The 22196-nt window shown below is 60.1% G+C and carries 23 protein-coding genes and 1 tRNA gene; 13 read left to right on the top strand and 11 right to left on the bottom strand.

The features are described from left to right. Nucleotides 1-160: 160 nt before the first annotated feature. The 6 genes from HV675_RS24335 (at nucleotide 161) to minE (ending at nucleotide 5408) form a co-directional block, all read left to right on the top strand. Nucleotides 161-1519 (top strand): monovalent cation:proton antiporter-2 (CPA2) family protein, encoded by a 1359-nt coding sequence (locus tag HV675_RS24335; protein ID WP_175113969.1) that lies wholly within the window; start codon nucleotides 161-163, stop codon nucleotides 1517-1519. A gap of 97 nt (nucleotides 1520-1616) precedes the next feature. Continuing rightward, nucleotides 1617-2402, top strand: coding sequence for a type I methionyl aminopeptidase (gene map / locus HV675_RS24330; protein WP_175113967.1), 786 nt, complete (start codon nucleotides 1617-1619; stop codon nucleotides 2400-2402). 217 nt (nucleotides 2403-2619) lie between these two features. Beyond that, complete coding sequence (locus HV675_RS24325; protein ID WP_175113965.1) at nucleotides 2620-3153, top strand: GNAT family N-acetyltransferase; 534 nt, start codon at nucleotides 2620-2622, stop codon at nucleotides 3151-3153. A 210-nt stretch (nucleotides 3154-3363) separates the two neighbouring features. Further along, nucleotides 3364-4197: a septum site-determining protein MinC gene (gene minC, locus HV675_RS24320; protein ID WP_175113963.1), complete on the top strand. Its 834-nt coding sequence runs from the start codon at nucleotides 3364-3366 to the stop codon at nucleotides 4195-4197. Between the two features lie 127 nt (nucleotides 4198-4324). Further along, on the top strand, nucleotides 4325-5140 hold the full coding sequence (gene minD, locus HV675_RS24315) for a septum site-determining protein MinD (RefSeq protein WP_175113961.1): 816 nt from the start codon (nucleotides 4325-4327) through the stop codon (nucleotides 5138-5140). 13 nt (nucleotides 5141-5153) lie between these two features. Then, nucleotides 5154-5408 carry a cell division topological specificity factor MinE gene (gene minE, locus HV675_RS24310; RefSeq protein ID WP_075157892.1) on the top strand — a complete coding sequence of 85 codons (255 nt, stop codon included), beginning with the start codon at nucleotides 5154-5156 and terminating at the stop codon, nucleotides 5406-5408. A gap of 96 nt (nucleotides 5409-5504) precedes the next feature. Here the strand turns inward: minE and HV675_RS24305 are convergent, their stop codons facing one another. Further along, nucleotides 5505-6977 carry a chloride channel protein gene (locus HV675_RS24305; RefSeq protein WP_175113959.1) on the bottom strand — a complete coding sequence of 491 codons (1473 nt, stop codon included), beginning with the start codon at nucleotides 6975-6977 and terminating at the stop codon, nucleotides 5505-5507. A 243-nt stretch (nucleotides 6978-7220) separates the two neighbouring features. Between HV675_RS24305 and waaC the strand changes: the two genes are divergently transcribed. Together waaC and HV675_RS24295 are read left to right on the top strand one after the other, a co-directional pair. Then, nucleotides 7221-8354, top strand: a complete 1134-nt coding sequence (gene waaC / locus HV675_RS24300) for a lipopolysaccharide heptosyltransferase I (RefSeq protein WP_175113957.1) — start codon at nucleotides 7221-7223, stop codon at nucleotides 8352-8354. A gap of 627 nt (nucleotides 8355-8981) precedes the next feature. Then, on the top strand, nucleotides 8982-9131 hold the full coding sequence (locus tag HV675_RS24295) for a hypothetical protein (RefSeq protein WP_175113877.1): 150 nt from the start codon (nucleotides 8982-8984) through the stop codon (nucleotides 9129-9131). A 125-nt stretch (nucleotides 9132-9256) separates the two neighbouring features. On the opposite strand, the gene HV675_RS24290 is transcribed toward HV675_RS24295, so the two are convergent. The 3 genes from HV675_RS24290 to HV675_RS24280 all read right to left on the bottom strand — a co-directional run bounded on the left by HV675_RS24290 (nucleotide 9257) and on the right by HV675_RS24280 (nucleotide 12114). Next, nucleotides 9257-10564, bottom strand: a complete 1308-nt coding sequence (locus HV675_RS24290) for an MFS transporter (RefSeq protein ID WP_175113955.1) — start codon at nucleotides 10562-10564, stop codon at nucleotides 9257-9259. A 517-nt stretch (nucleotides 10565-11081) separates the two neighbouring features. Beyond that, nucleotides 11082-11615: a TonB C-terminal domain-containing protein gene (locus HV675_RS24285; protein ID WP_246270514.1), complete on the bottom strand. Its 534-nt coding sequence runs from the start codon at nucleotides 11613-11615 to the stop codon at nucleotides 11082-11084. A gap of 157 nt (nucleotides 11616-11772) precedes the next feature. Next, on the bottom strand, nucleotides 11773-12114 hold the full coding sequence (locus tag HV675_RS24280) for a hypothetical protein (protein WP_175113953.1): 342 nt from the start codon (nucleotides 12112-12114) through the stop codon (nucleotides 11773-11775). Between the two features lie 750 nt (nucleotides 12115-12864). On the opposite strand from HV675_RS24280, the gene HV675_RS33005 reads away from it, so the two are divergent. The 3 genes from HV675_RS33005 to HV675_RS32260 all read left to right on the top strand — a co-directional run bounded on the left by HV675_RS33005 (nucleotide 12865) and on the right by HV675_RS32260 (nucleotide 14515). Beyond that, nucleotides 12865-13422, top strand: coding sequence for an HNH endonuclease signature motif containing protein (locus HV675_RS33005; RefSeq protein WP_377700534.1), 558 nt, complete (start codon nucleotides 12865-12867; stop codon nucleotides 13420-13422). Further along, nucleotides 13346-13597 carry a hypothetical protein gene (locus tag HV675_RS24270; RefSeq protein WP_246270512.1) on the top strand — a complete coding sequence of 84 codons (252 nt, stop codon included), beginning with the start codon at nucleotides 13346-13348 and terminating at the stop codon, nucleotides 13595-13597. Before HV675_RS33005 ends, HV675_RS24270 begins: the two co-directional genes overlap by 77 nt. 105 nt (nucleotides 13598-13702) lie before the next feature. Next, a complete protein-coding gene (locus tag HV675_RS32260; RefSeq protein WP_217478240.1) occupies nucleotides 13703-14515 on the top strand; it encodes a PD-(D/E)XK nuclease domain-containing protein in 813 nt (270 codons plus the stop codon). 170 nt (nucleotides 14516-14685) lie between these two features. On the opposite strand, the gene HV675_RS24260 is transcribed toward HV675_RS32260, so the two are convergent. From HV675_RS24260 to HV675_RS24245, 4 genes are all read right to left on the bottom strand, one after another. Next, entirely contained in the window at nucleotides 14686-15024 is a 339-nt protein-coding gene (locus tag HV675_RS24260; RefSeq protein ID WP_175113949.1) for a YggL 50S ribosome-binding family protein, read from the bottom strand. A 532-nt stretch (nucleotides 15025-15556) separates the two neighbouring features. Then, the gene (locus HV675_RS24255) at nucleotides 15557-16474 is read right to left on the bottom strand and encodes a DUF4868 domain-containing protein (protein WP_175113946.1); all 918 of its coding nucleotides are present in this window, start codon (nucleotides 16472-16474) and stop codon (nucleotides 15557-15559) included. A gap of 3 nt (nucleotides 16475-16477) precedes the next feature. Then, on the bottom strand, nucleotides 16478-16996 hold the full coding sequence (locus HV675_RS24250; RefSeq protein ID WP_175113944.1) for a hypothetical protein: 519 nt from the start codon (nucleotides 16994-16996) through the stop codon (nucleotides 16478-16480). A 93-nt stretch (nucleotides 16997-17089) separates the two neighbouring features. Then, complete coding sequence (locus HV675_RS24245; RefSeq protein ID WP_175113943.1) at nucleotides 17090-17764, bottom strand: hypothetical protein; 675 nt, start codon at nucleotides 17762-17764, stop codon at nucleotides 17090-17092. A 490-nt stretch (nucleotides 17765-18254) separates the two neighbouring features. Between HV675_RS24245 and HV675_RS24240 the strand changes: the two genes are divergently transcribed. Further along, a complete protein-coding gene (locus tag HV675_RS24240) occupies nucleotides 18255-18527 on the top strand; it encodes a SinR family protein (RefSeq protein WP_175113942.1) in 273 nt (90 codons plus the stop codon). 240 nt (nucleotides 18528-18767) lie between these two features. Here the strand turns inward: HV675_RS24240 and HV675_RS32620 are convergent, their stop codons facing one another. Both HV675_RS32620 and HV675_RS24230 read right to left on the bottom strand, forming a co-directional pair. Beyond that, nucleotides 18768-19067 carry a hypothetical protein gene (locus HV675_RS32620; RefSeq protein ID WP_246270510.1) on the bottom strand — a complete coding sequence of 100 codons (300 nt, stop codon included), beginning with the start codon at nucleotides 19065-19067 and terminating at the stop codon, nucleotides 18768-18770. A 672-nt stretch (nucleotides 19068-19739) separates the two neighbouring features. Then, nucleotides 19740-19940, bottom strand: a complete 201-nt coding sequence (locus tag HV675_RS24230) for a tyrosine-type recombinase/integrase (RefSeq protein WP_246270509.1) — start codon at nucleotides 19938-19940, stop codon at nucleotides 19740-19742. Nucleotides 19941-20220: 280 nt separating this feature from the next. Between HV675_RS24230 and HV675_RS24225 the strand changes: the two genes are divergently transcribed. Beyond that, nucleotides 20221-21030, top strand: coding sequence for a hypothetical protein (locus tag HV675_RS24225; RefSeq protein ID WP_175113940.1), 810 nt, complete (start codon nucleotides 20221-20223; stop codon nucleotides 21028-21030). 1055 nt (nucleotides 21031-22085) lie between these two features. Here the strand turns inward: HV675_RS24225 and HV675_RS24220 are convergent. Continuing rightward, nucleotides 22086-22175: transfer RNA gene (locus HV675_RS24220), tRNA-Ser, on the bottom strand. Between the last annotated feature and the right edge of the window lie 21 nt (nucleotides 22176-22196).

Raw genomic sequence — 22196 nt, 5'->3', positions numbered from 1 at the left:
GTCGCTGCGCACAGCCGCGCGCTCGCCGCGGTGAGTCGCGACATCGCCGCGGCGATCCGCAGCACACAGCCGTCCTGACGCGCGCAACGCGCGCGCGACGCGTTCGTCGCGCGGCTGCGCTCGAACGTTGCGCGCTTTTCCGTCTCCACGGTCGACGTCCATGAAAGGTCTGCTTTTCCATTTCGTCGTGTTTCTCGGCGCGGCGCTGGTCGTCGTGCCGCTGTCGCTGCGGCTCGGCTTCGGCGCGGTGCTAGGCTATCTGCTCGCAGGCGTGCTGATCGGACCGTCGGTGATGAGGCTCGTGTCGAATGTCGATGACATTCTGCATTTCTCGGAGCTGGGCATCGTGCTGATGATGTTCGTGATCGGCCTCGAAATGAACGTCGAACGGCTGTGGGCGATGCGGCGCACGATCTTCGGCTATGGCGGCATGCAAATGCTGCTGTGCGCGGGGCTGCTGACCGCGATTTTTCTGCTGTTCGGCTCGCCGTGGCGCATCGCATTGACCGCCGGTCTCGCGCTTGCGTTGTCGTCGACGGCGATGGCGGTGTCCGACCTGCAGCAAGGCGGTCAAATGAATACGCGGGCAGGCGAGGTCGCCTTCGGCATCCTGCTGTTTCAGGATCTCGCGGCAATTCCGCTCATCGCGCTGCTGCCGCTGTTGAGCCCGCTCGACACGGGCGCGAGCACAGCGGACAACTGGCTCGCGGCCGGCAAGGCGCTCGCGATGCTCGCCGCGGTCGTGCTGGTCGGCCGCGTGGCGCTGCGGCGCGGCCTCGCGATCGTGTCACGCCCGGGCGCGCCGGAAATCTTCACGGCGTTCGCGCTGCTCTGGGTGATCGGCGTCGCGCTGCTGTTTCACAGCGTGCATCTGTCGTCGTCGCTCGGCGCGTTCCTGGCCGGCGTGCTGCTCGCCGATTCCGGGTATCAGCGGCAGGTCGAAGCGGACATTGCGCCGTTCAAGGGACTGCTGCTCGGGTTGTTCTTTATCGCGATCGGCATGTCGATCGACTTCAACGTGCTGATGCACGATACGCGGCGCGTGCTGGTGGTCGTCGCGGCGGTGGTCGGCATCAAGGCCGCGGCGCTGTGGCTGCTCGCACGGCGCTTCGATGTGCCGCGCGAGCAGCGCGCGTATTTCGCGCTGCTGCTGTCGCAGGGCGGCGAGTTCGCGTTCGTCGTGATGGCGTCGGCGCTCGCGGTGCGGGTGGTCGAGCCGCGCGCGTCGGCGATCGTGACGCTCGCGGTCGTGCTGTCGATGATCGCCACGCCGCTGCTGCTGTTGCCGTTACGGCGGCGCTTGCCGGTTCTATCGGGGGCCGCGGCGGGACCCGAGGTCGTGCCCGAAGCGGCGCCCAAAGCGGTGCCCCAGGCGGTGCCCGATGCAACTCCCGACGTGGCGTCCGATGCGCCGCCGCAAGCGGGCGCGCCGGGTCTATCCGCAAGCGGTGAGGCCGCACGCTCGCACGCCGGGACATCGCGCGCGAGCACTGCCGACGGCACCGATGCACCCGGCTGAAAATTGCCCGTCGGTGAGACTCGGTACAATGGCTGGTCGATAACCCGGTGACGCGCCGCGCGAGAGGCGTTTCGCGCGCCGTTCCGATTTTGTGCACATGGCCATTACCTACAAGACTCCTGATGACGTCGCGAAGCTGCGCATTGCCGGCCGCCTCGCGGCCGACGTGCTGTTGATGATCGGCGAACACGTGAAGGCCGGCGCGTCGACCGACGAGCTCGACGCGCTGTGCCGCGAATACATCGTCAATACACAGCATGCGGTTGCCGCGAATATCGGCTACATGGGCTTTCCGAAAACCATCTGCACGTCGGTGAATTCGGTCGTCTGTCATGGCATTCCGGGCCGCAATGAGATCCTGAAGGACGGCGACATCATCAATATCGACGTCGCGGTGATCAAGGACGGCTACTTCGGCGATACGAGCCGGATGTACACGGTCGGCGAGCCGAGCGCACTCGCGCAGCAGCTGATCGACACCACCTACGCAGCGATGGTCGCGGGCATTCGCGAGGTGAAGCCCGGCGCGACGCTGGGCGACATCGGCCATGCCATTCAGAAAGTCGCGCAGCGCGACGGCTTTTCGATCGTGCGCGATTACTGCGGCCACGGCATCGGCAAGGTGTATCACGAAGACCCGCAAGTGCTGCATTACGGCCAGCCGGGGCAGGGACTGCGCCTGAAGCCGGGCATGGTGTTCACCATCGAGCCGATGGTCAATGCGGGTCGCGCCGGCACGGTTGTGATGCGCGACGGCTGGACGGTCGTGACCAAGGACAGATCGTTGTCCGCGCAATGGGAGCATATGATCTCGGTTACCGAAGACGGCTTCGAAGTGCTCACGCCGTGGCCCGACGGCACCGGCCGTTACGACGTGCCGTGAGCCGCGCCTCCCGTTTGGCAGGCATCGGGCCGGGTCGTACACGCGCCGCCGCCGATATCCGAAATAAGGATTTGACTCGCACGGCGGTTCGGTTAGGCTATTCCGTTGAGCGGAAAGGGTCAGGTCGGAGCCGGTTGTGCAGATTCGCGCCGGTTCGTACGCGCGGGTACGATCGGGTTTGGTTTTACGCTTTCAGGTCCGGGGATCTACGTCTCTCATGAGTCCGTCACTCACCGTTGCGCGCATTGTCGCCGAGCAGGGCGACGTCTTTCGCGAACTCCGCACCGCATCGCTACGGGAGGCGCCCTACGCGTTCGGCGACACGCTCGAGGAAGCGTTGTCCGCGGATGTCGCAACGTTCGACGCAAAAGCCGCGCTGAACGCGGCCTCCACCACCTCCACCACTTTCATTCTTTACACCGAGGGCCATCCGGCCGGTCTGATCGACGCGTGGTTCGACGATACGCCCGCGCACCGCGCGTTCGTCAGCGACCTGTGGGTGGCGCCGGCCGTGCGCCATCTGCGTGGCGGCGAACTGCTGGTCAATACCGCGAGCGAATGGCTTGCGCGGGGCGGTGCGATCGAAGTGTTTGCGTGGATCGCCGACAGCAACCGCAACGCGATGCGCTTTTACGAGCGCCTCGGTTTCGGACCGACCGGCGATCACCGCCCGACCGCGCGGGCGCAGGATCAGGGGGAAACGCAACTGGTGCGCCACGTGATCCCTGCGCGGGTGCCGCCGGCCGGCTGACACTGCGCGCGAATGGGTGCGCAGGCTCGCGCGGGTCCTTATGGGGCGTGCACGAGCCGCGTATTTATCCGACGCATGAAGCCTCTTTGCAATCGCCCGTTGCCTGCCTGCGTCACGCGCGCCGCTTCGCGTGTTGTGCCGGTTATTGGCAAAAAAGTTCGACGCGCGCCAGGACCCCTGTAAAATACGCAAAATTTTTTGCCGAACGCTATGTCGCCCAGGAAATCGCCATTTTTCGAATTGCGCAGCGGTACGGTGGACACGCTTCTGTTCGTGGTCAAGACCACCAACCTCGCTGAAATGCGCGCGGAACTGACGCGCCGCTTCGAGGCGACCCCCGAATTCTTCGCCAATGACGTCGTCGCGATCGACGTGCGCCGGCTCGCCGAAAACGAGCGTGTGCCGCTCGCCGACATCGCCGCGCTGCTCGACAGCGTGCGCATGCGTCCGCTCGGCGTCGTCGCGGAGGCGGCGCAGCACGGCTGGGTCAGCGAAGCCGGTCTGCCGCTGCTCGAGGCGCGCGACCGGCGTCCGAACGCGAAGGCGGCGCCGGACGAAGACGGAACGCAGGCGGGGCAGGCAGTGCAGGCGGAAGGCGCCGCGCCGGCGGCCGGGACACCCGCACCGGCAGACGTCGCGCAGGCGGCTGCCGCATCCGTTTCCACCTCCGCCACCTTGCCGGCCGAACCGGTTCGCATCGGCACGTCGTCGCAAACGATGGTGATCGACAAGCCGCTGCGCTCCGGGCAGCGCATCTACGCGAAGGGCGACCTCGTGGTGCTCGGGCTCGTGAGCCACGGCGCGGAAATCATCGCGGAAGGCAACATTCATATCTATGCACCGCTGCGCGGCCGCGCGCTCGCCGGCGTGCACGGCAATCACGACGCGCGCATTTTCTGCACCTGTCTCGAGCCGGAGCTGATTTCGATCGCAGGCATTTATCGTACGACCGAAAACCCGCTGCCCGCCGATGTACAGGGTAAGCCGGTGCAGATCTGGCTCAACGAAGAGAAGCTCATGATCGAGCCGTTGCGGCTGACATAGCGCGCCGCGCGGGTGTACATGCAACGCGCGTGCAATCCGCGTGCGATCCGTGTGCAACGCGCGCAGTCTGCGTGCACAGGGTGCCGGACTATTATTCACGAAATCGACGGATACAAGGTAAAGGCCAATGGCAAAAATCATCGTGGTGACTTCGGGCAAGGGCGGCGTAGGCAAGACGACCACGAGCGCGAGCTTTTCGTCGGGCCTCGCATTGCGCGGCCACAAGACCGCCGTGATCGACTTCGACGTCGGCCTGCGCAATCTTGACCTCATCATGGGCTGCGAGCGCCGTGTGGTGTACGACCTGATCAACGTGATCCAGGGCGAAGCCAACCTGAATCAGGCGCTGATCAAAGACAAGAAGTGCGAGAACCTGTTTATCCTGCCGGCCTCGCAAACGCGCGATAAAGACGCGCTGACGATGGAAGGCGTCGAGAAGGTCATCAACGACCTGGTCGCGATGGACTTCGAGTACATCATCTGCGATTCGCCGGCCGGCATCGAATCGGGCGCGCTGCTTGCGATGCATTTCGCCGACGAAGCGCTGATCGTGACGAACCCGGAAGTGTCGTCGGTGCGCGACTCGGACCGCATTCTCGGCATCCTGTCGTCGAAGACGAAGCGGGCGATCGAAGGCAAGGAGCCGATCAAGGAGCACCTGCTGATCACGCGCTACAACCCGAAGCGGGTCAGCGAAGGGGAGATGCTGTCGCTTTCCGATATCCAGGAAATTCTGCGAATCGATCTGATCGGTGTGATTCCGGAGTCGGAGGCGGTGCTGCATGCGTCGAACCAGGGCTTGCCCGCCGTGCACCTGGACGGCACCGACGTCGCGGAGTCCTATAAGGACGTCATCGCGCGCTTCCTCGGCGAACAGAAGTCGCTTCGCTTTACCGATTACCAGAAGCCAGGCCTGCTGCAACGCCTCTTCGGCACCAAGTAAGGGAGGCGCACGTATGTCGATTCTTTCGTTTTTGCTGGGCGAGAAGAAGAAATCCGCGTCGGTAGCGAAGGAACGCCTGCAGTTGATCATCGCACACGAACGTGCCGGCGGCCGTGCCCCCGCCGATTATCTGCCGGCGTTGCAACGCGAGCTCGTCGCCGTGATTTCGAAGTACGTCAAGATCTCCGACGACGATATCCGCGTCAATCTCGAACGTCACGACGATCTCGAAGTGCTCGAGGTGAAGATCGAGATTCCGCAGGCCTGACGCGTTTCACGTTTTTCGTGCGCTTGCGGCGCGTGTGCGGGCGCGCTGCAAGATTCCCGCTGCGCGTTTTTGCGTTGTTGACGTCGCGCGCGGTGATCAGCGGCGCGGCGTATCGAGGTCGGCGTCGTCGTTTGTATCGGTTGCCGCGCGGTGTTCGGCCGATGTGCCGTCGTGCTCCGCCGCGTCCGGCGGCGCCGCATGCGCGAGCGGCTCGGGTACCGGGTTCCCGGCTGCGGCTGCGGCCGCGGCCGTTGCCGGCGCCGTGTCCGCCGACGGCGCCATATAACGCTGCGCGAGCGATTCGTACAACGGCGGCGTGAAGAAGGCCGATACGCGACTCGAGATCAGCGCGGTTGCCATCAGCGAGATCACGAGTGCGTGGCCGTTGATCATCTCCACCACGATCACAAACGACGTAATGGGCGATTGCGTGACGGCCGCCATATAGCCGACCATCGCGAGCGCGATCAGCATCTGCAGCTGCATGCCGTTGAAGACCGTATGCAGCACGTTGCCGAAGCCCGCGCCGATCGACAGCGACGGCGCGAAAATACCGCCCGGAATGCCCGGCAGGTATGAGCCGACCATCGACACCATCTTCAGCAGCGGATAGAACATCGACAGCTGCTCGCGGCCGTCGAGCAGCCCGCGCGCTTCCGCGTAGCCGCTGCCGAACGTCTTGCCGCCGGAGATCAGGCCGACCACGGCGATCAGCAGTCCGCACAGCGCGGCGAACACGACCGGATGCTCGGCATTGAGCTTGCGCAGCGGCGCGGGCAGCCAGCGCGCGGTATTGAGCAGCAGCCAGCCGAAGATGCCGCCCGCGATACCGGTGACCACGCCGGTCAGCAGCACGGCGAGCGCGAGCAGATCCGGAAAGCGCGTGCCGACATCGATCGTGCCGAAGTACGTGTAGTTGCCGTTCAGCCCGAGCGCGATCACGCCGGCGATGATGATCGCGGTGATCAGCACGCCGCTGGCGCGCGCTTCGAAGCTGCGCGTGAGCTCTTCGATCGCGAACACGATACCGGCAAGCGGCGTGTTGAACGCGGCCGACAGGCCCGCCGCGGCGCCGGCCAGCACGAGCTGCCGTTCGATCAGCGCATTCGAGCGCGGGTAGAGCCGGCGCAGGTTGAACATCAGCGCGGCGCCCACCTGGACCGTCGGGCCTTCACGGCCGATCGTGAAACCGCCAAGAATGCCGAGAAACGACACGATGATCTTGCCGGCCAGAATCTTCAGCGTGAGAAGCCGCGCGCCGGTTTCGCGAGGATTCGTATGCAGCGTGGCGATGACCTGCGGGATGCCGCTGCCTTCGGCGCCGCGAAAGTAGCGCCGCGTGAGCCAGGCGGCGGCCGCGGCGACCGCCGGCGTGAGCAGCAGCGGCAGCCATGGCCGCTCGCGCTGCTGCTCGAGAAACGTGTTATATCCCCAGTCGATCAGCCGTGCGTAGTAGACGGCCGCGAGGCCGACGGCGATCGCGCCGAGCCAGAAGATGCCGAACTGGCGCCACAGCCGCTTCGTGTGCCGGACAAGATTCGATAACGGTGGGACGGGTGTCCGAAGCATGGCGAAAGCGCAAAAGCGCGTGCGGTCGTTCGGTTGCGGAGGGTGAATTATAGCGGCGCGCGCCGTGCCGCGCTCCTGCGAAAGCGATTTGAAATAGTATGGCGGGGTGCTCGTCGGTCCGCCCGTTGCGTTCTGTACTGCGTGTGGACGCGGGCGTGGCGGCACCGGCGAGCCCGGGTCGGCTAAAATTCGGGGGCGGGGAACAACGTTGTCCACCACCGCGAGGAACAGGGCAGGTCATCAATGAAGCGAATTCTTGTCGTCAAGGTCACATCCCTCGGCGACGTTATCCAGGCGCAAGCGGTCGTGGCCGATCTGAAGCGCGCGTTCCCCGGCGTGGCAGTCGACTGGGCTTGCGACGACGCGCACGCGGAAGTGGCGCGCTGGAACCAGAGCGTCGATCGCGTGCTGTGCGCGCCGTTGCGCCGTTTCAAGAAAGCGCGGCGCTGGGCCGATTTCAAGGCGATCGCCGCATCGATCGCCGAATTGCGCGCGTACCGCTATGACGTGGTGCTGGATATCCACGGCGTCTACAAGAGCGCGATCATCGCGTTTCTCACGCGCTCGAAGCGGCGCCTCGGCTACCACTCGAAGAATCTCGGCGAGCAGGGTGCGGCATTCGCGTACACCGGCCGCTTCAAGGTGCGTCGCGACGTCAACGCGTGGCAGGGCATGCGCGATACGGTGGCCGACGCGCTCGGCTACACCGCCGACGGGCCAGCGGTCTACAACCTGCGTATTCCGCCTGCCGGGCAGCCGATTGTCGACGCCGGCGGCAAGCCGCTTGCGGTGCTGTTCCACGCAACGTCGAAGGACGACAAGAAATGGCCGATCGCGCATTGGGTCGCGGTGGCCAATGAACTCGTGCGACGCGGGTTTCATGTGGTGCTGCCGTGGGGCTCGGACAGCGAGCGCCACGAAGCGCGGCAGATCGTCGAGCAGGTGCCGCAGGCGCAGGTGCTGCCGCAGCTGAGCGTGACCAGCATCGCGCAACTGGTCGACGCATCGGCGTTCGTGATTGGCGTGGATACCGGCTTCGTGCATCTCGCGCATGCGCTTGGCAAACGCACGGTGATGATTTTTATCGCGACTTCGCCAACGCATTTCGGCAATGAAGCGCCGTACCGTTCGACGTCGATCGGCGACGGCCACTCGGTGCCGCCGGTTGCGCGCGCGATCGAAGCGATCGACTACGTGCATGGCAGTCCGCCCGCGAGCGGGGAGCAGGATGCCGCGGGTGGTCGGCCCGGTGCGGCCAATCAAGGAGGCGCACAATCTGATGCGCCCCCAGCGGCGCTAGCAACCGCACAAGCGGCCGCACAATCGTCCGCAAGCGCAGAAGGCAACCCGCAGACGCGCCCGCTTGCCGCCACCTGACGCCGGCTGGCGTCGCAACCTTCACCTATGCGCTGCTGCGTGCCGTTGCACGCACGCCGATCACGCGAATCACGCGAACAGACCGCGAGGCGTGGTTCGCGCTTCCTTCTGCCGTTGAGAGTGCGTGGCCGGCGCCCGAAAAGAAAAAAGAGGCGCAGCGCGCAGGCGCCCGATTCGCCGGGCACCGGATCGCTACGCCTCCAGAACGCTCGCGCTACGCACGCGGGCGGAGAGGAAACAGCAATGAACAAACAAAATCAAACACTGCATCAGTAAAGACTGTGCCGCGTGCGTCGAGTTCAATCGGGCCTCAACATTCGCCGCGACAGGCGAGAGATGTCGCAAGGCGCATTACAGGCTTGTTAAAACTGTCGCTTTTGATTGAGCCGCCAAAGCCATCTTATGCCGCGCAGCTGAACGTCGGCCGCCGCTCAGGCAGGCTGCTGCACCGGTTGCGAGCGATGCTTCGCGTGCACGCCGCAATGCCGTGCTCCGATACCTCGGTGCGTGTAACAGATCCTCGACCGCTGCTTACAAATTGCAACGCTTGACGCTCAGGCGTTCGTGTTCAATCGGAAGCATTCGAGATGCACTCGAATAACGACACCGAGTCGATGGGAGAACGATGTGAAAAGTGCAGTGAAGCGTGACGTGAAGCGCCTGATAGCGACGTTGATTGCGGGGGCGGTGCTGGCGACCGGGTTGAGCGGATGTATCGTCGTGCCGTACGACGGCGGCGGCGGATATCATCATCACGACGGGTACTACTACCGGTGATGCAGTGCATCGCGTGGCCGGCGTGACGATCGACAGGGAGGCGGCGTCACACCGGTTGCTGTTGCGATGCCTGGTCCCGGGCGCAGTGACTGCGCCCGGGTTTTTTACTGCTGCAAAGCGATGCTTTACATGAGACGTGCATCGCGTGTCTCGCGCATGCAGATCACGCCGAACAGACTCACGAGCGCGGCCACCGACACATAGCCGCCTACCCACGTGAGACCGCCGCGCGCCGCGAGCAGTTGCGCGATATACGGTGCGACCGATGCGCCGAGTATGCCGCCGAGGTTGTACGACACACCCGCGCCGGTATAGCGGACGTTGGTCGGAAAGAGCTCGGGCAGCAACGCGCCCATTGGCGCGAACGTGACGCCCATCAGGAACAGCTCGATGATCAGGAACAACTGCACGAGCGGCATCGAGCCGCTGCCGAGCAGCGGCGCCATCGCGAAGCCCGACGCACACGCGAGCAGCGCGCCGACGATCAGCACCGGCTTGCGGCCGAAGCGGTCGCTGGCCCACGCGGAGAACGGCGTGGCGAGCGCCATGAACACCACCGCGACGCACAGCATGCCGAGGAAGCCTGGCCGCGTGAAGTGCAGCGCGGATACGCCATACGACAGCGAGAACACGCTCGAGATATAGAACAGCGTGTAGCAGACGACCATCGCGAGCGAGCCGAGCAGCGTCGGCCACCAGTAGCGCGCGATCAGCGTTGCGACCGGCACCCGCACCCGTTCGTGCCGCTCGATAGCCGCGCGAAACGCCGGCGTTTCGGCGATCTTCAACCGCACGTACAGGCCGAGCGCGACCAGCACCGCGCTGACGATAAACGGCACGCGCCAGCCCCAGCTGCGAAACTGCTCGTCGGAGAGCGACAGCGCGAGCCCGAAGAACAGGCCATTGGACGCGAGAAAGCCGACCGACGGCCCGAGTTGCGGAAACATGCCGAACCAGCCGCGCTTGCCGGCCGGCGCGTTTTCGGTGGCGAGCAGCGCGGCGCCGCCCCATTCACCGCCGAGCCCGATGCCCTGGCCGAAGCGCAGCACGCATAGCAGGATCGGCGCGAGACTGCCGATCGAATCGTAGCCGGGCACAAAGCCGATCAGCGTGGTGGACAGACCCATGACCAGCAGCGATGCGACGAGTGTCGACTTGCGGCCGATGCGGTCGCCGAAGTGACCGAACAGGAACGAGCCGATCGGGCGCGCGACGAACGCGATGCCGAACGTGACGAATGCGGACAGCGCCTGTGCGGTGGCGGAGCCGTGTGGGAAGAACACGGGGCCGATCACGAGCGCCGCGGCGGTCGCGTACACGTAGAAGTCGTAGAACTCGATGGCCGTGCCGATGAAACTGGCGAAGATGATGCGTGCGGTGCTTTGTTGCTGACCGACGTTCGGGCCCGCGGTTGAGATCGGCGGTGAGGACATGCGTAGAACTCCAGTATCGATGGTGCGACCGCGTGCGTGCGCGTTCGGCCTTCTGTCATGCACGATACGCGCGGTGCCGGCCGTGGATGTCGGTGCACCCGTGTTTGATTGGACATACCGGGCGGGCTGATCGAAGCGTGGAACAAGCCCTGACGCCCGGAGGGCAGTATGTTTGAGTGTGCAACTTTCATGCAACGCCAGCACGCTGCTCAGGCCGCTTGCGGCGCGTGTGCCATGCCGGCGCGGCATACCTGTCGGACTGCTGTCGGTTCTGGCAGCGTGCCGTCGATGCGTGGCGGACGGGCGAACGCGCGGATAACGCGGCACGCGGCGACCGTGCTGTTCGCGGCAGGCGGATGACCCTGCGGCGAAAGCGATGCCGGGAGTTTCCCGGCGCAAGCGTGACGAAATTATATCGACACCGAAGCGTTGTCACATTAAAGAACGGCTTCGCCTCGCGTTGCTTCGTTTGTCACGACTGTCATGCGACTGACCGCGGCCTGCATCGTGCACCGCGTCAATCGAAGGTTTGTGCCTGTGGAGAGGCGAAGGTGCGCAGCTGGAATTTGCCGTTGTCGTTGAAAAGCCAGTCTTCGAATAGCTCGAGGTGGCCTGCGCGATCGAGCAGTTTCGCGGGCGGTAGAGGTAACGGCGCGGAGCGGCGCAGCGTGGCGAGCGCGGTGCTTTCCGCCTCGTCGTCGCCGTTCGTGCGATACACCGACGACGCAACGATCTGTCCGCGGCCGTCGACCACGAACGACACGACGACCAGCGAGCGCAGCATCGCTTGCGGCGAACCTTGCAGCACGTAAGATGGATTGCGCTCGAGAATGCGTTTCGCAACGGCTTTGCGGTACTGGTCGAGCGTGAGGCTGTTGATCGCTTCGAGCGGCACGCTCGCTACCGGTTTGGGCGGCGGGGTGAAGGTGCAGGCGCTGAGCGCGAAGAGCAGCACGAGTGCGGCGCCGCATGCGGCGGGCAGCGCGCATTCGGCGGCGGCCCGGATGGCGGGAAGAACGGAGCGGCGGTCATGGGCGCGATCGAACATCATCTTCGATACCTGCGTGCGGCGGGTAGCCTGTATCAGGATCGTAGTCGACGTGCTGCGCGATTCAATTCATGTTCATACGGATACGAGGGGCGGCGCACGGTCACGGGCGCCGCTTGAGCGACGACGCCGCGAGGCGCGGTGTCGTGTGCTTTGGCGATTAGTGGCGGCCGCCCCCGCCGCCATGCCCACCGCCTCCGCCATGCCAGCCGTTTCCGCCGCCGTGCCAGCCTCCGCCGCCATGCCAGTAGCCGCCGTGATGGTAGTAGCCGTGTCCGAAGCAACAGCCGCCACCCCAGAAGCCGATGTTGACGCTGCCGTACGCGGGATATGGGTAGTAACCCGGGTAGTAGCCTGGGTAGTAGCCTGGACCGTATGCATACGCGTAACCGGGGTCATACGCGTCGTAAGGTCCGTACGGGTAACCGTAATAGCCGGGCGGCGCGACGACGCAGCCGGTCAGGATTGCAGCCGCCCCGGCGACGAGAGCAGTTTTGAGCATTGCAGCCTCCTTCCTTTAGTGTGAGAAGGGCGATGCAAGGAAGGGTTCTGGTTCAATTGTATCGGCGGTTTACGGATGTAACCTGGATGATGGGGAACGCCCGGCCGGTGTGCTTCCGGCGGGTGTGCGTGTTGTGCGAAGGGTTGGCTTGCGGGTTGGACTGGTGCGTGAGCGGACGTGTCGGCCGAAGGTGCGTGTGTTCGCACACAGCATCGGGATTTTCGGATGTTCGACGGCGGGTTGCGCAGTTCGCTTGTGGGGCGATTGATGTATGTTCATTGCGGCGTTCGTCGTCGGACGAGCGCCGTTCAGGTGCCGTGCTGTCACGATTGCGTTCGTCTTTGATCGGCGCGTTTGCTCTATGAAACTGATCCGGATAACGAACGACAGCGTCGCCATTCGACGCATGCATGAGCGTTTGCTGGTTCACCGCGTGCCGGCCGTGCTGTGCCGTGCAAAGAGACGGAGTGCCACTTCAGCCTGTGATGCTGTTGTGCAACTCGCGAGGGCGGAAATGAAAAACGGGCCGAAGGCCCGTTTCAATGATGCGCTGGCGGAGGGCATGTCCTCTATGAATGACCGTCTGGCAGGGCGATCCGGCAGGTTGCGGGGCGCTACCCACCATACAACCCGCCAAAATTCGGTGAGGTCGATGCAAGTTAGTGCCGTGGACTTAAGAAGCGAAAAGCAAAGCCGTAAACCCATAGTACGCTCCTCTTACATGGCCGTCGCGTGAAGGACGAAACCATAATGGCAAGACCATACCGCCCCCGAAAGCGTTGGACCCCTGCGGATCTCGAGAGACTCGTCGCCAGATACCCGTTTGTACCGACGCCGACCCTTGCTGCTGAATGGGGCCGCCCCGCGGCGTCAATTAGATCCAAAGCGGAGGAGTTGAGAATACGAAAGAATCGCCTCCCCGCGCCGAACGCCTTGCCCATCGGAAGTGAGCGCGTAACAAATGGCGGCTATCTGACTCGGAAGGTGTCCAATACGGGCAATTGGCGGACGGACTGGGTGATAGCCCATCACCTTGTCTGGACTGCTGCGCATGGACCAATTCCAGACGGATTCGTCGTGACATTCAAAGATGGCAATCGCTTCAATGTAGGCCTGGAGAATCTGGAATTGTCGACGTCTAGCGAAGTCTTCAAACGTCATTGGTTTGAGAAATATCCTCCTGAGCTGCGCGACGTGATCCGGTTGCATGCACAACTAAAAAGGAAAGTTGATGAACACGATAGCGGACCTTCGGCAACACCTGTTTCGAGCGATGGAGTCACTGAAGGACGGCAAAGACCCTGCTGAAATTGACCGTGCAAAAGCCATTGCGGAGATCGCCCAGGTCATCATCAACTCGGCAAAAGTCGAAGTTGAGTATTTGCGTGTCGCAGGCGGCAAGGGAAGCGGCTTTATCGCGGGTAACGCCGTCGAAACGCCAGCTGGAATAGTCGGAGTCACGCGTCACCATCTAGGCGGATAGAGCGGCGTCACAGGCAGAGTCTCGCGCATCCAAGTTCGTAGCTTTCAATAAACAGAATGGCGAACTAAACTCGACAGATCCTTACAGCGTCGCAAAAAGTCCGATATGACCCGAGACGAGCTCATAGACTCACTGGAATCCTACTCTGCCGAGCTTAACGCGATTCTTGGTCGATTCACAAAGACAAGAGACGCTATCTCAATCGCTCATGGGGATGAAAGCCGGTTCAGGGAGATCGGTCTCGAACTGTTCGACCTGTTTAAGGATGAGATGGTTGATGGTTTGCATCACGCGAGAACCGTGAGTGCCTACCTCAACGACAGCGTCAGCAACTACGTCGGCTCTCCCTCGTATCGAGGCGTGGAAAACGTAAAAGGTCTAGTCAACGCGGTTCTCGCTCGAGTCAAGAGGAGTCCGGGGTGTATGAGGAGCACACATGCGGCGCCGGACGCGCCAACGGCACCCGATCGCATCGAAGCTTTGTATCAGATAGGCGCACGATTCCATCTGGTCGCGAAGCAACTTCGAATTCGACGCCAAGATCGCCCCACCCTGGATGTGAATGACGAATACGACGTGCAGGACCTTTTCCACGCTCTGCTGCGACTGGCGTTCGATGATGTGCGGCCCGAGGAGTGGACACCGAGCTATGCGGGTGCATCATCGCGTGTTGACTTTCTCTTGCCGGAAATCGAGGCAGTCGTCGAAATCAAGAAATCGCGCGAAGGATTAAACGCGCGACACCTCGGCGAACAACTTATCGTTGACATCGCCAAGTACAAAAAACATCCAAACTGTCGGACTTTGTTTTGCTTCGTATACGACCCCGATGGAAGAATCAATAACCCGCGCGGGATTGAGAACGATCTTAATGCGACTCAGGATGAACTGACGGTCAGAGTACTGATTGCACCGTGAGCTCTAAAAGGCACACCTTGCCGACACATAACAGGGCCTTGGACGAGAACGCACTAACATCTGCCGACCACTGCTCCGATAGTTCGCTTTCTCAGTGTCCGGAAGGTTTGCTATCGCGAGTCAGGTGCGACCGTAGCATTTCGAGCCGGGAAACGACGAATGCTAGATAGTTAATCGTGCCCGTACCAAGCGTCAGTTAGAGGTTCAACGCGGACCGCCGTGAAATCAGGCCGCCCTTCAAGCCATTGGCGAACGCATTCGCGCTGCTCGTCGGTTGCGGACTTCCGCTTGCCGTCGGCAACGATGTATCCATCCAGATCTCGATTGATGCCGCCACCGAACAGCATGTCGTTTGCTTCGATGCACTGCTCGAGAAATGCATCGATTAGTGCGTCCCGTTGTGCTTCATCGAGCGGATGCGACAGGTCCGCCGTCGCGTGAAATCCCATCTCTTGGAATTCGCCGATGTGCAGTTTTTTGCGCTGGCGTTTGTTGTGCTTCATGCTCATCTATGATCAGTTCGTTTTCGAGTGACTCTCTGCGTAGAATGCCATAGACAGCGCAACCGGCCCGAGACTTATATGAGCGCATTGGAAGGGAAGACCGGGATCATCCACGGAATCGAAGTAACCGAACGAGACCGCATACATGAGTCCAAGGCGAGAATTGCTACAGATACCAAAGAGGGCCGCGAAGCTATCTTACGGGCCGCGGAGAAGGTGTACGAGCGTCACCACGACGTCATCCGGGCACTGGCGAAAAGGTAGCTAAAGACGGCTTAAACGTGTTGATTGGCTAGCTGATGTAGTCGAGGCCGCTGCATCGCTTGCCGTTTCCATGGCTCCGGCCGCACAGGCACGCTACCTCAAGCCGGATGATCCGTCGCCGACGGATCCGACGCCGGCGCAGACGATTGCGCATTGTCAGTGAGACGGTCCGCCTCGAACCCTTGCCCGACAATGGCTTAAGCGAATTCCAAAATTCTATCCACCAAACGACTCACCTAAGAGACTGAAACGTGGGCCGATGTTGTCGGCTCCTCTATGGCTTCGCGGCGCCCTTGGCTGGCTTCGCGACTGTCTTCGAGTTGGATATGTAGCGAGCATCACTCAGCGGAGACTGATAATAATCTTCGTCCAAAAATCTGAGGACGCGCTTCAACTCGGCTCGTTTGTCCGGGAAAACAATTGCGAGCTTTCCGTCTACTTCTTGTGTTTTTATTTCGATGTCAAAGCTGACGGCGACTTTCGCGATTTGGTCCGCCGGTGTTTTTTCTAAGATTCCGGATTGACGAATCAGGCCAATTTTTCGACGCGTCCACGCATCGCATGTGTCGAGGAATGCCTTTTGCGCTTCCGCTGGCTTTTCTCCAATCCGACAGAATTCCTTAACGTCAGCGTCGGTCGCTTCCTTAAAATAATTTGAAACGTCGAAAATTGTCCTGACGAAGTGAAAGCTGGAAAATAACAATTTTGTTCCATCAAGAACAGCTGTAAGTTTATTGTCAAGAGTCAGACCCGTTCCGTCGAATTTTGTAAATTTATCCTTGCTATGGATGATCGAAAAGCCTTTGGGGCTGATGATTCTGCGTCGATCAAAAGCCTGAGCCAATATACGAGTTTTACCTTGGTCGACGTATCCCGAGAAGACCGCATGGACGTGCTCTAATCCTCCGTTCTCGATGCTTAGCTCAGGATAGCCGAGCGGGTCGGAAATCGCCGATCCAAGCTTGTCAATGTCATCAAAGTCCTCGATGTAGAGCAGTTCACGATCCTCTGGACGATACTTACCGTCGAACTTGTAGTAGTCTTCAGCGTCGACTCCATTGAAAAAACGTTCTTCTTGTTCCTTGAACAAGACGGTTATTGATTTTTGCAACTCCTGCGTAACAGACACTCGCATCACTCGAGATTCATTAATGTCCGTCAGAACAAACAAATTCAAAAGGATCTCCGGCACGACCTAACTCCTGTCTAATATTAAATACTCAGTTAGTTGGACGACAACTGTGACGCTTTTCACGTTAACTATTTTTCTCTTTGTTACAAGTAAAAATGATATTCCGCCTTCGGAATCCACCTCATAAAAATGATAGCCGAATATTCCAAGCAAAGGATTTACCTGAATCGAATGAGTACCCCATATAACAAAAGCCAGCAATGCTATAAATATAAGTATGGCTGTCGGTTCTAGAGTGACCGTTTTTGCAAAAAAAAGTGGTAGAACGTATGCCACAAAGAAACCGATTACATCTTTGTCCGCCGACTTCGCTTTCTTGATAGAGATCGGAACGGTTTCGAGTTGGCTCTTCGCGAGCTTCACAATGACAACGCAAGATCCGCCGAGCACAATCGCAACCGCAAGCGCTACAAGGCCCCATGGCAGGAATCCCTGCTTTTGCGAGATAACATAGCTCAGAGAAAAGCAGACGGGCGCGAGGGCTGTAGCGATGAAATAGGTTTTTACTAATTTTCCGAACATGGTAGTCCACGAAATCAAATACTGTATAAAAACACAGTAATCGATCGAGGTGGTTAGCGCAACGCTTTTTGGAGTGAGGCAATAGCATCAATTTCATTGGCTTGCCGCAGTTGCCCCATCCGCCGCACTGCTTGCTGCTTCCATGCCCGCCGCTGCATTGCGCGCCGCCTCGGCCGGATCATCCCTCGCTGTTGGCTCCGAGGTCGGCGCAGAGGATTGTGAATTGTCAGGCACGCTTTCCGCAGCGCGATTAACGAGTTGTATTAACGGAAGGCTGGATTGAATGACGTACATCGAACTTCCGCCTTCGCTCGGGTAAGACGAAAACGAGAACGACGCGTCGTCGCCCGACGCCACCTTTCCATCGCTGCGCTTGAAGGTCATCGCAGCGTCGGCGCCGCAGGTCACCGACCCCGTGTTCGGATCGGCCGCTGTCAGATAGAAATTCGAAAGAGCAACAGTCAGCCGTCCCTTCACGAACTGCTCTACGTCAGAACGCGTTGCCTTACCGTGGTCCACGGCCATCAGAGAATCGACGATCTGCCGCGAAATGGCCCTAGTCGAGAGCGACTTAACTGTTTCTTTTGCGCCGGCGCTCCAGCACGCGCTCAACAGCTTTTCATCCGGCTTTTGCTGGCATCCCGTGAGCGAGATAGCCATTGCGATCGCTGCAATCCCCGTAGTCCGTTTCATAAAGTCCCGTTTTGATCGTTTTATGCTGTGTGAATAAATTGAGAGTCGATTGGCATCATCCGATGCGAGTTGCATCGGTAATTCAGGTTCAGACTTTGCAGTCAACGATTTATTTTCTAATTCTAAACGATCGAGCTTTGTCAGACTAAAAGTTTACGGTAGCGTTTACCGGCGGCGGCAGAGGTGACAGTAAATAGTGCGGACCGTCGATAATCGTCCACCTTCTTCCTGTGATCAGCTGGTGGGCATTCTCAAACACGCCGAGGGTTAAGCGCCCGATGCAGGACATAGGAGTGTGAGTATGACGAGCAAAGTAAAGCCGGGGCAACCGGCGCCGCGGTCAGGCGAATACGGCATCGTGGGTCCAGGAGGAGGTGCCACGGGGCAGGAGCGGACAGCAGTAAAGGGCAAACCCATGCCGCCTACTCCTAAGCCAGGCCAGTCATATGAAATGGACCGTCCGGCCCATAACGGCGCAGGCAAACCGACGAAGAAGTAAAAGGAAGCAGGCCGAGCATCCCGAGTTGCAAGGGGTCGCCCGGCCCGCCACTCTTTGGGCCAAAAGATGACCACGTATATCGTCGGGTACGACCTTACCCGTAAAGACGGCCACGACTACACAAATCTGATCGATGCTCTAAAGGGATTTCCAAACTGGTGGCACTGTCTGGATTCGACATGGATCATTATCAGCAATCAAACTTCGGTCGAAATTCGCGATGCGTTGATGACGCACATGCATAAAGACGACAGGCTGTTGGTGGCGCAGCATACGGGCTCGGCAGCGTGGTTTGGCTTCAACGACAACTGCTCCGACTGGCTGAGAAAAAACTTGTGAAGACGACTACGACTAATCCAGCGAGTAAGCAGCGTGTCGGGCGGCTCGCGCGATGGAGCGAAACCGGTCGTCAGCAGCCCTCCTGCTAGCTCGCCACATCACTTCGGCCGAAGTCGACAATGGCGGCCGAAAATTTTCACACGTGAGGGGCGCGTCGACTTCAAATGGCACGTCGGCATCCGATGTGGTCAAGTCCACAGCAAGTTTGATTTTCATAGGCATCCCTGCGTTGATGATTCTTCAATTGCGCGCGAAGGCCAGATCCGGATCCGGCTCTCCGAGTTGCGTGATATGCCGATGCACGTGCCCGGTGAGCAGCTCGGTTACGCGGCCCGCATCGACGTTCAATTCCGCGGCGAGGATAGGACCGACCCGAGCCGGCCAGTTCATCCATGCGTCGCGCGCAGACCTGAACTCTTCGAAGAACACAGTCTGAGCCTCGTTCAGATTGATCAGTGAACCGATGCGCTCCTCGTACTCGATTCCGTTCAGCAGCGCGAGATAGACCTCCTTAAGGCGCCGGGCCTCGTCGAACGACATGTTTCATGTCGACATCGCCGATGAGCCGGTCTGCGGCCTGTTCGGCGGTCTCGCCGGGAAGCATCTGGATGTCGTCGACGCCCGGCACCAGCGCGTTGTTTCGCGGAGCCGAGACGGCTGGACTGTTACCCTGTCTGTTACCTTCGGAAGCTTGGGTAACAGCCAGGGTAACACGGGGGGGTAACAGCCGGCGTGCCGCCTTTGCGGTGTCGCTCCATCAGCTCGAGCGTCGCCTCGACTTCGACCTGATCTCCTTGAAGCACAAGCCTTCCGGCCTTTTTCCATGCGCTCACTGTCTTGCGCGATTTACCGCATCGACGAGCAAACTCAGCCTGGGATTCCGTCGTCATAGATTTTCTCAATGGGCGGTTTTGAGCCCGGTTGTTACCCAAATTTCGAAGTTCAGCGCTGGTGGAAATCCGGGGGTTATCGTCCGCGCACGCACCCGACGGCTGTAGAGGGACCCGTTGAAATTTCTACCCGTTTTGAGTGGGTCGAATGGGGTCGGGATGGCTCGCTTCCGGTCATGTTTACAACGCTTCGCGGCCCGCCACGACCCACCTTCAATGCGGACGCACCGCTCACACTGCACAACTCCCGATAAAGGCAGGCGCATTGCTGCAAGAGCCTCTGCGCGGTTTTCTCGCCACTCGCTCGCCACTGACTCCGCCGTCATTGCAGGCCGCCCTGTTCGGCGATCCGGGCCTGTGCGCGGGCTGCATGCGCGAGGTCGGACTCAAGGTAGCCCAGCGTCGTACGCACGTCCTTATGGCGCAGGACGCGCTGGATCGTCTGGACCGGCGTACCGTGTTCGCTAAGCAGCGTGGCGAAAGTGCCGCGCAACCGGTGAGCCGCACTCGCCGGCGTATGCACGCCATCATGCAGTGGGCGTGGGCAACGCCCTACGATGATGGAAGCATGGGCGCACACCTGATGTCGGAGACAGGGTCGGAGCTCATCGCGGCGCTTGAGCTTCTCTAGTTTTGAGTTTTAAGAAAATTTAGGGACTCCACTCACAACTTTCCGAAATGTCGAAGGCTTTGACATAAGAAGAAAGTTCTCACTGATAGAATGGGTCGGCTTTGTCTGTCGGTCAGGGCAAGCATACGCACGACGAGAGACCATTTATTCATAACGCATAATCAACGAGACCATGAGTGACAACAAGCAACCCTGTTTTGTTATATCGCCAATAGGCACGGATGGAAGTGATGTACGACGGCGTGCCGATCAGGTATTCCGGCACGTAATTGCGCCGGCAGTGGAGGCACACGGCTTCGAAGCCATACGCGCCGATAAGATTGCGGAGCCGGGCCTGATTACAACGCAGGTTATTCAGCACATCGTTGAAGACCCGCTAGTTATCGCCGACCTGACTGGCTCCAATCCGAACGTGTTTTATGAACTCGCGATCCGGCACGCAATACGTAAGCCTCTGGTTCAAATAATTCAGAAAGACGAAAAGATTCCGTTTGATGTTGCAGGCATGCGAACGATACCTGTTGATCATCACGACTTGGATAGCGTGCAAGAGGCGAAGTCAGAAATTGAAAAGCAGGTGAGATCCGTTCTCGGCAAGGAGCCCGATGAAATTGAATCCCCGATTTCAGTCTCCGTGGAACTACAAGCGCTCAGGCGTAGCGAAAATCCAGAAGATCGCACCCTTGCAGAAATTGTTTCCACACTGGGAGATCTTCGAACTGACATTGCTGCATTGGACAAGCGAATTTCCGTATCCGAAGCGAGTGCCAACCCGGAAATAGTCACGAAGCTGATGGATCGTCATATGCGCCGGATTGCACGAGAAATCGATATATCCCGGGAGATTGAGCATCGACTCGATCGCGTGTTTACCGTGCTAGAGAAAGAGAAGATTCCGACAAAGGAATGGCACGACGAGTTGTCGCGACTTCGTGAGATGATGATGATAATGCGGCACGAGCGAGATCGATATCCCGCGTAATCCAAGGCGAAAGGCGCTAAGAATGTCACTCGAAGGATGACACCATGATTCTTTCAAAGCCCGCTATGGTGGGCTTTGATAGCGGTTCTGCCGCGGCCCTCTCATCCTGCTACAAAGCAGCCTGACTCTGCGTTTCAGATGTGCATTCATTTTTGAGTTTGTTTTAGGATAAGTCCACAAATATTTCGGAATTTTCCGGCAAAATATCAAGCGACTTTGGGACGGGGATTTCTGAATCAATACACCCATCGAATTTAGCCCGCGCAGGCGAACACAATTCCGTTCGGCGCCCATATACTCCATATGCCGTCGAAGTACCGACGGCTCAGGCTTGGCGGCCTGATAACGTTAGACCGGCACGCCTGCGCACGCAGGTCGTGCCTTGCCTCTGCACGTCAGTTGTCAATGGGCGGGCCGTGGCAGGGAGACCTTTGGGTCTGCCGGTTTTGGTCTAACGCCGGTCCGCCAACCTTGTCATCGCGCCCGCTCACCCATCTATTGATGCCGCGGGCTTTCACTGACAGTGGAGGACGCAGCATGAAAAAAGACCAACGCCGAAAGCAGCCTCGACCGAACGGCAGACACGATCGCTATACCCGGCTCGCAGCGTCATCGCTTCGTCACTGCGACCGCTCTCTTGAGCAGCTTCGCGCTGTTTCTGTCCTCGTGTCGACTGTCCTGCGTAATCCTGCCGTGACGCTCGAAGAGCGTCGTAGTGAGCATACGGTTCTTTCGTTGCTGATGGAGACTGTAGAGGGGTACGAGCGCGCGGCTGAGGCATATCGCGAACTCGTAGAGGCAGTAGTCACGGATGCGCGTGATTTGCCCGACAGGCGTTTGAGCGCGGGTGAAGCATTGAGACTGATGGAGTCGGTTGAGATACCTGTATCGTACACGCCGGAACGAGGCAACAGACACGCGTCTTCACGGCGATCCGCGACGCTCCGGCAAGATAGTTCGGATGTCGAAACTGATCGCGCCGATAGGCTGAATAATGGGCTGAGAAAAGAAAAATCCCGCAAACCTTTGAATTCACGGGATTTTGTGGTGTTCGCTGGCGGAGGGCGTGGGATTCGAACCCACGAAGGCCGTAAAGCCTTGCCGGTTTTCAAGACCGGTGCATTCAACCGCTCTGCCAGCCCTCCGAGCCCGAAATTGTAACCTGA

Origin of the sequence: Paraburkholderia solisilvae, assembly GCF_902859875.1 — a bacterium.
GTDB classification, from domain to species: Bacteria; Pseudomonadota; Gammaproteobacteria; order Burkholderiales; family Burkholderiaceae; genus Paraburkholderia; species Paraburkholderia solisilvae.
The sequence above is the reverse complement of the archived record's forward strand: the minus strand, read 5'-3'. Positions and strand labels throughout refer to the sequence as shown.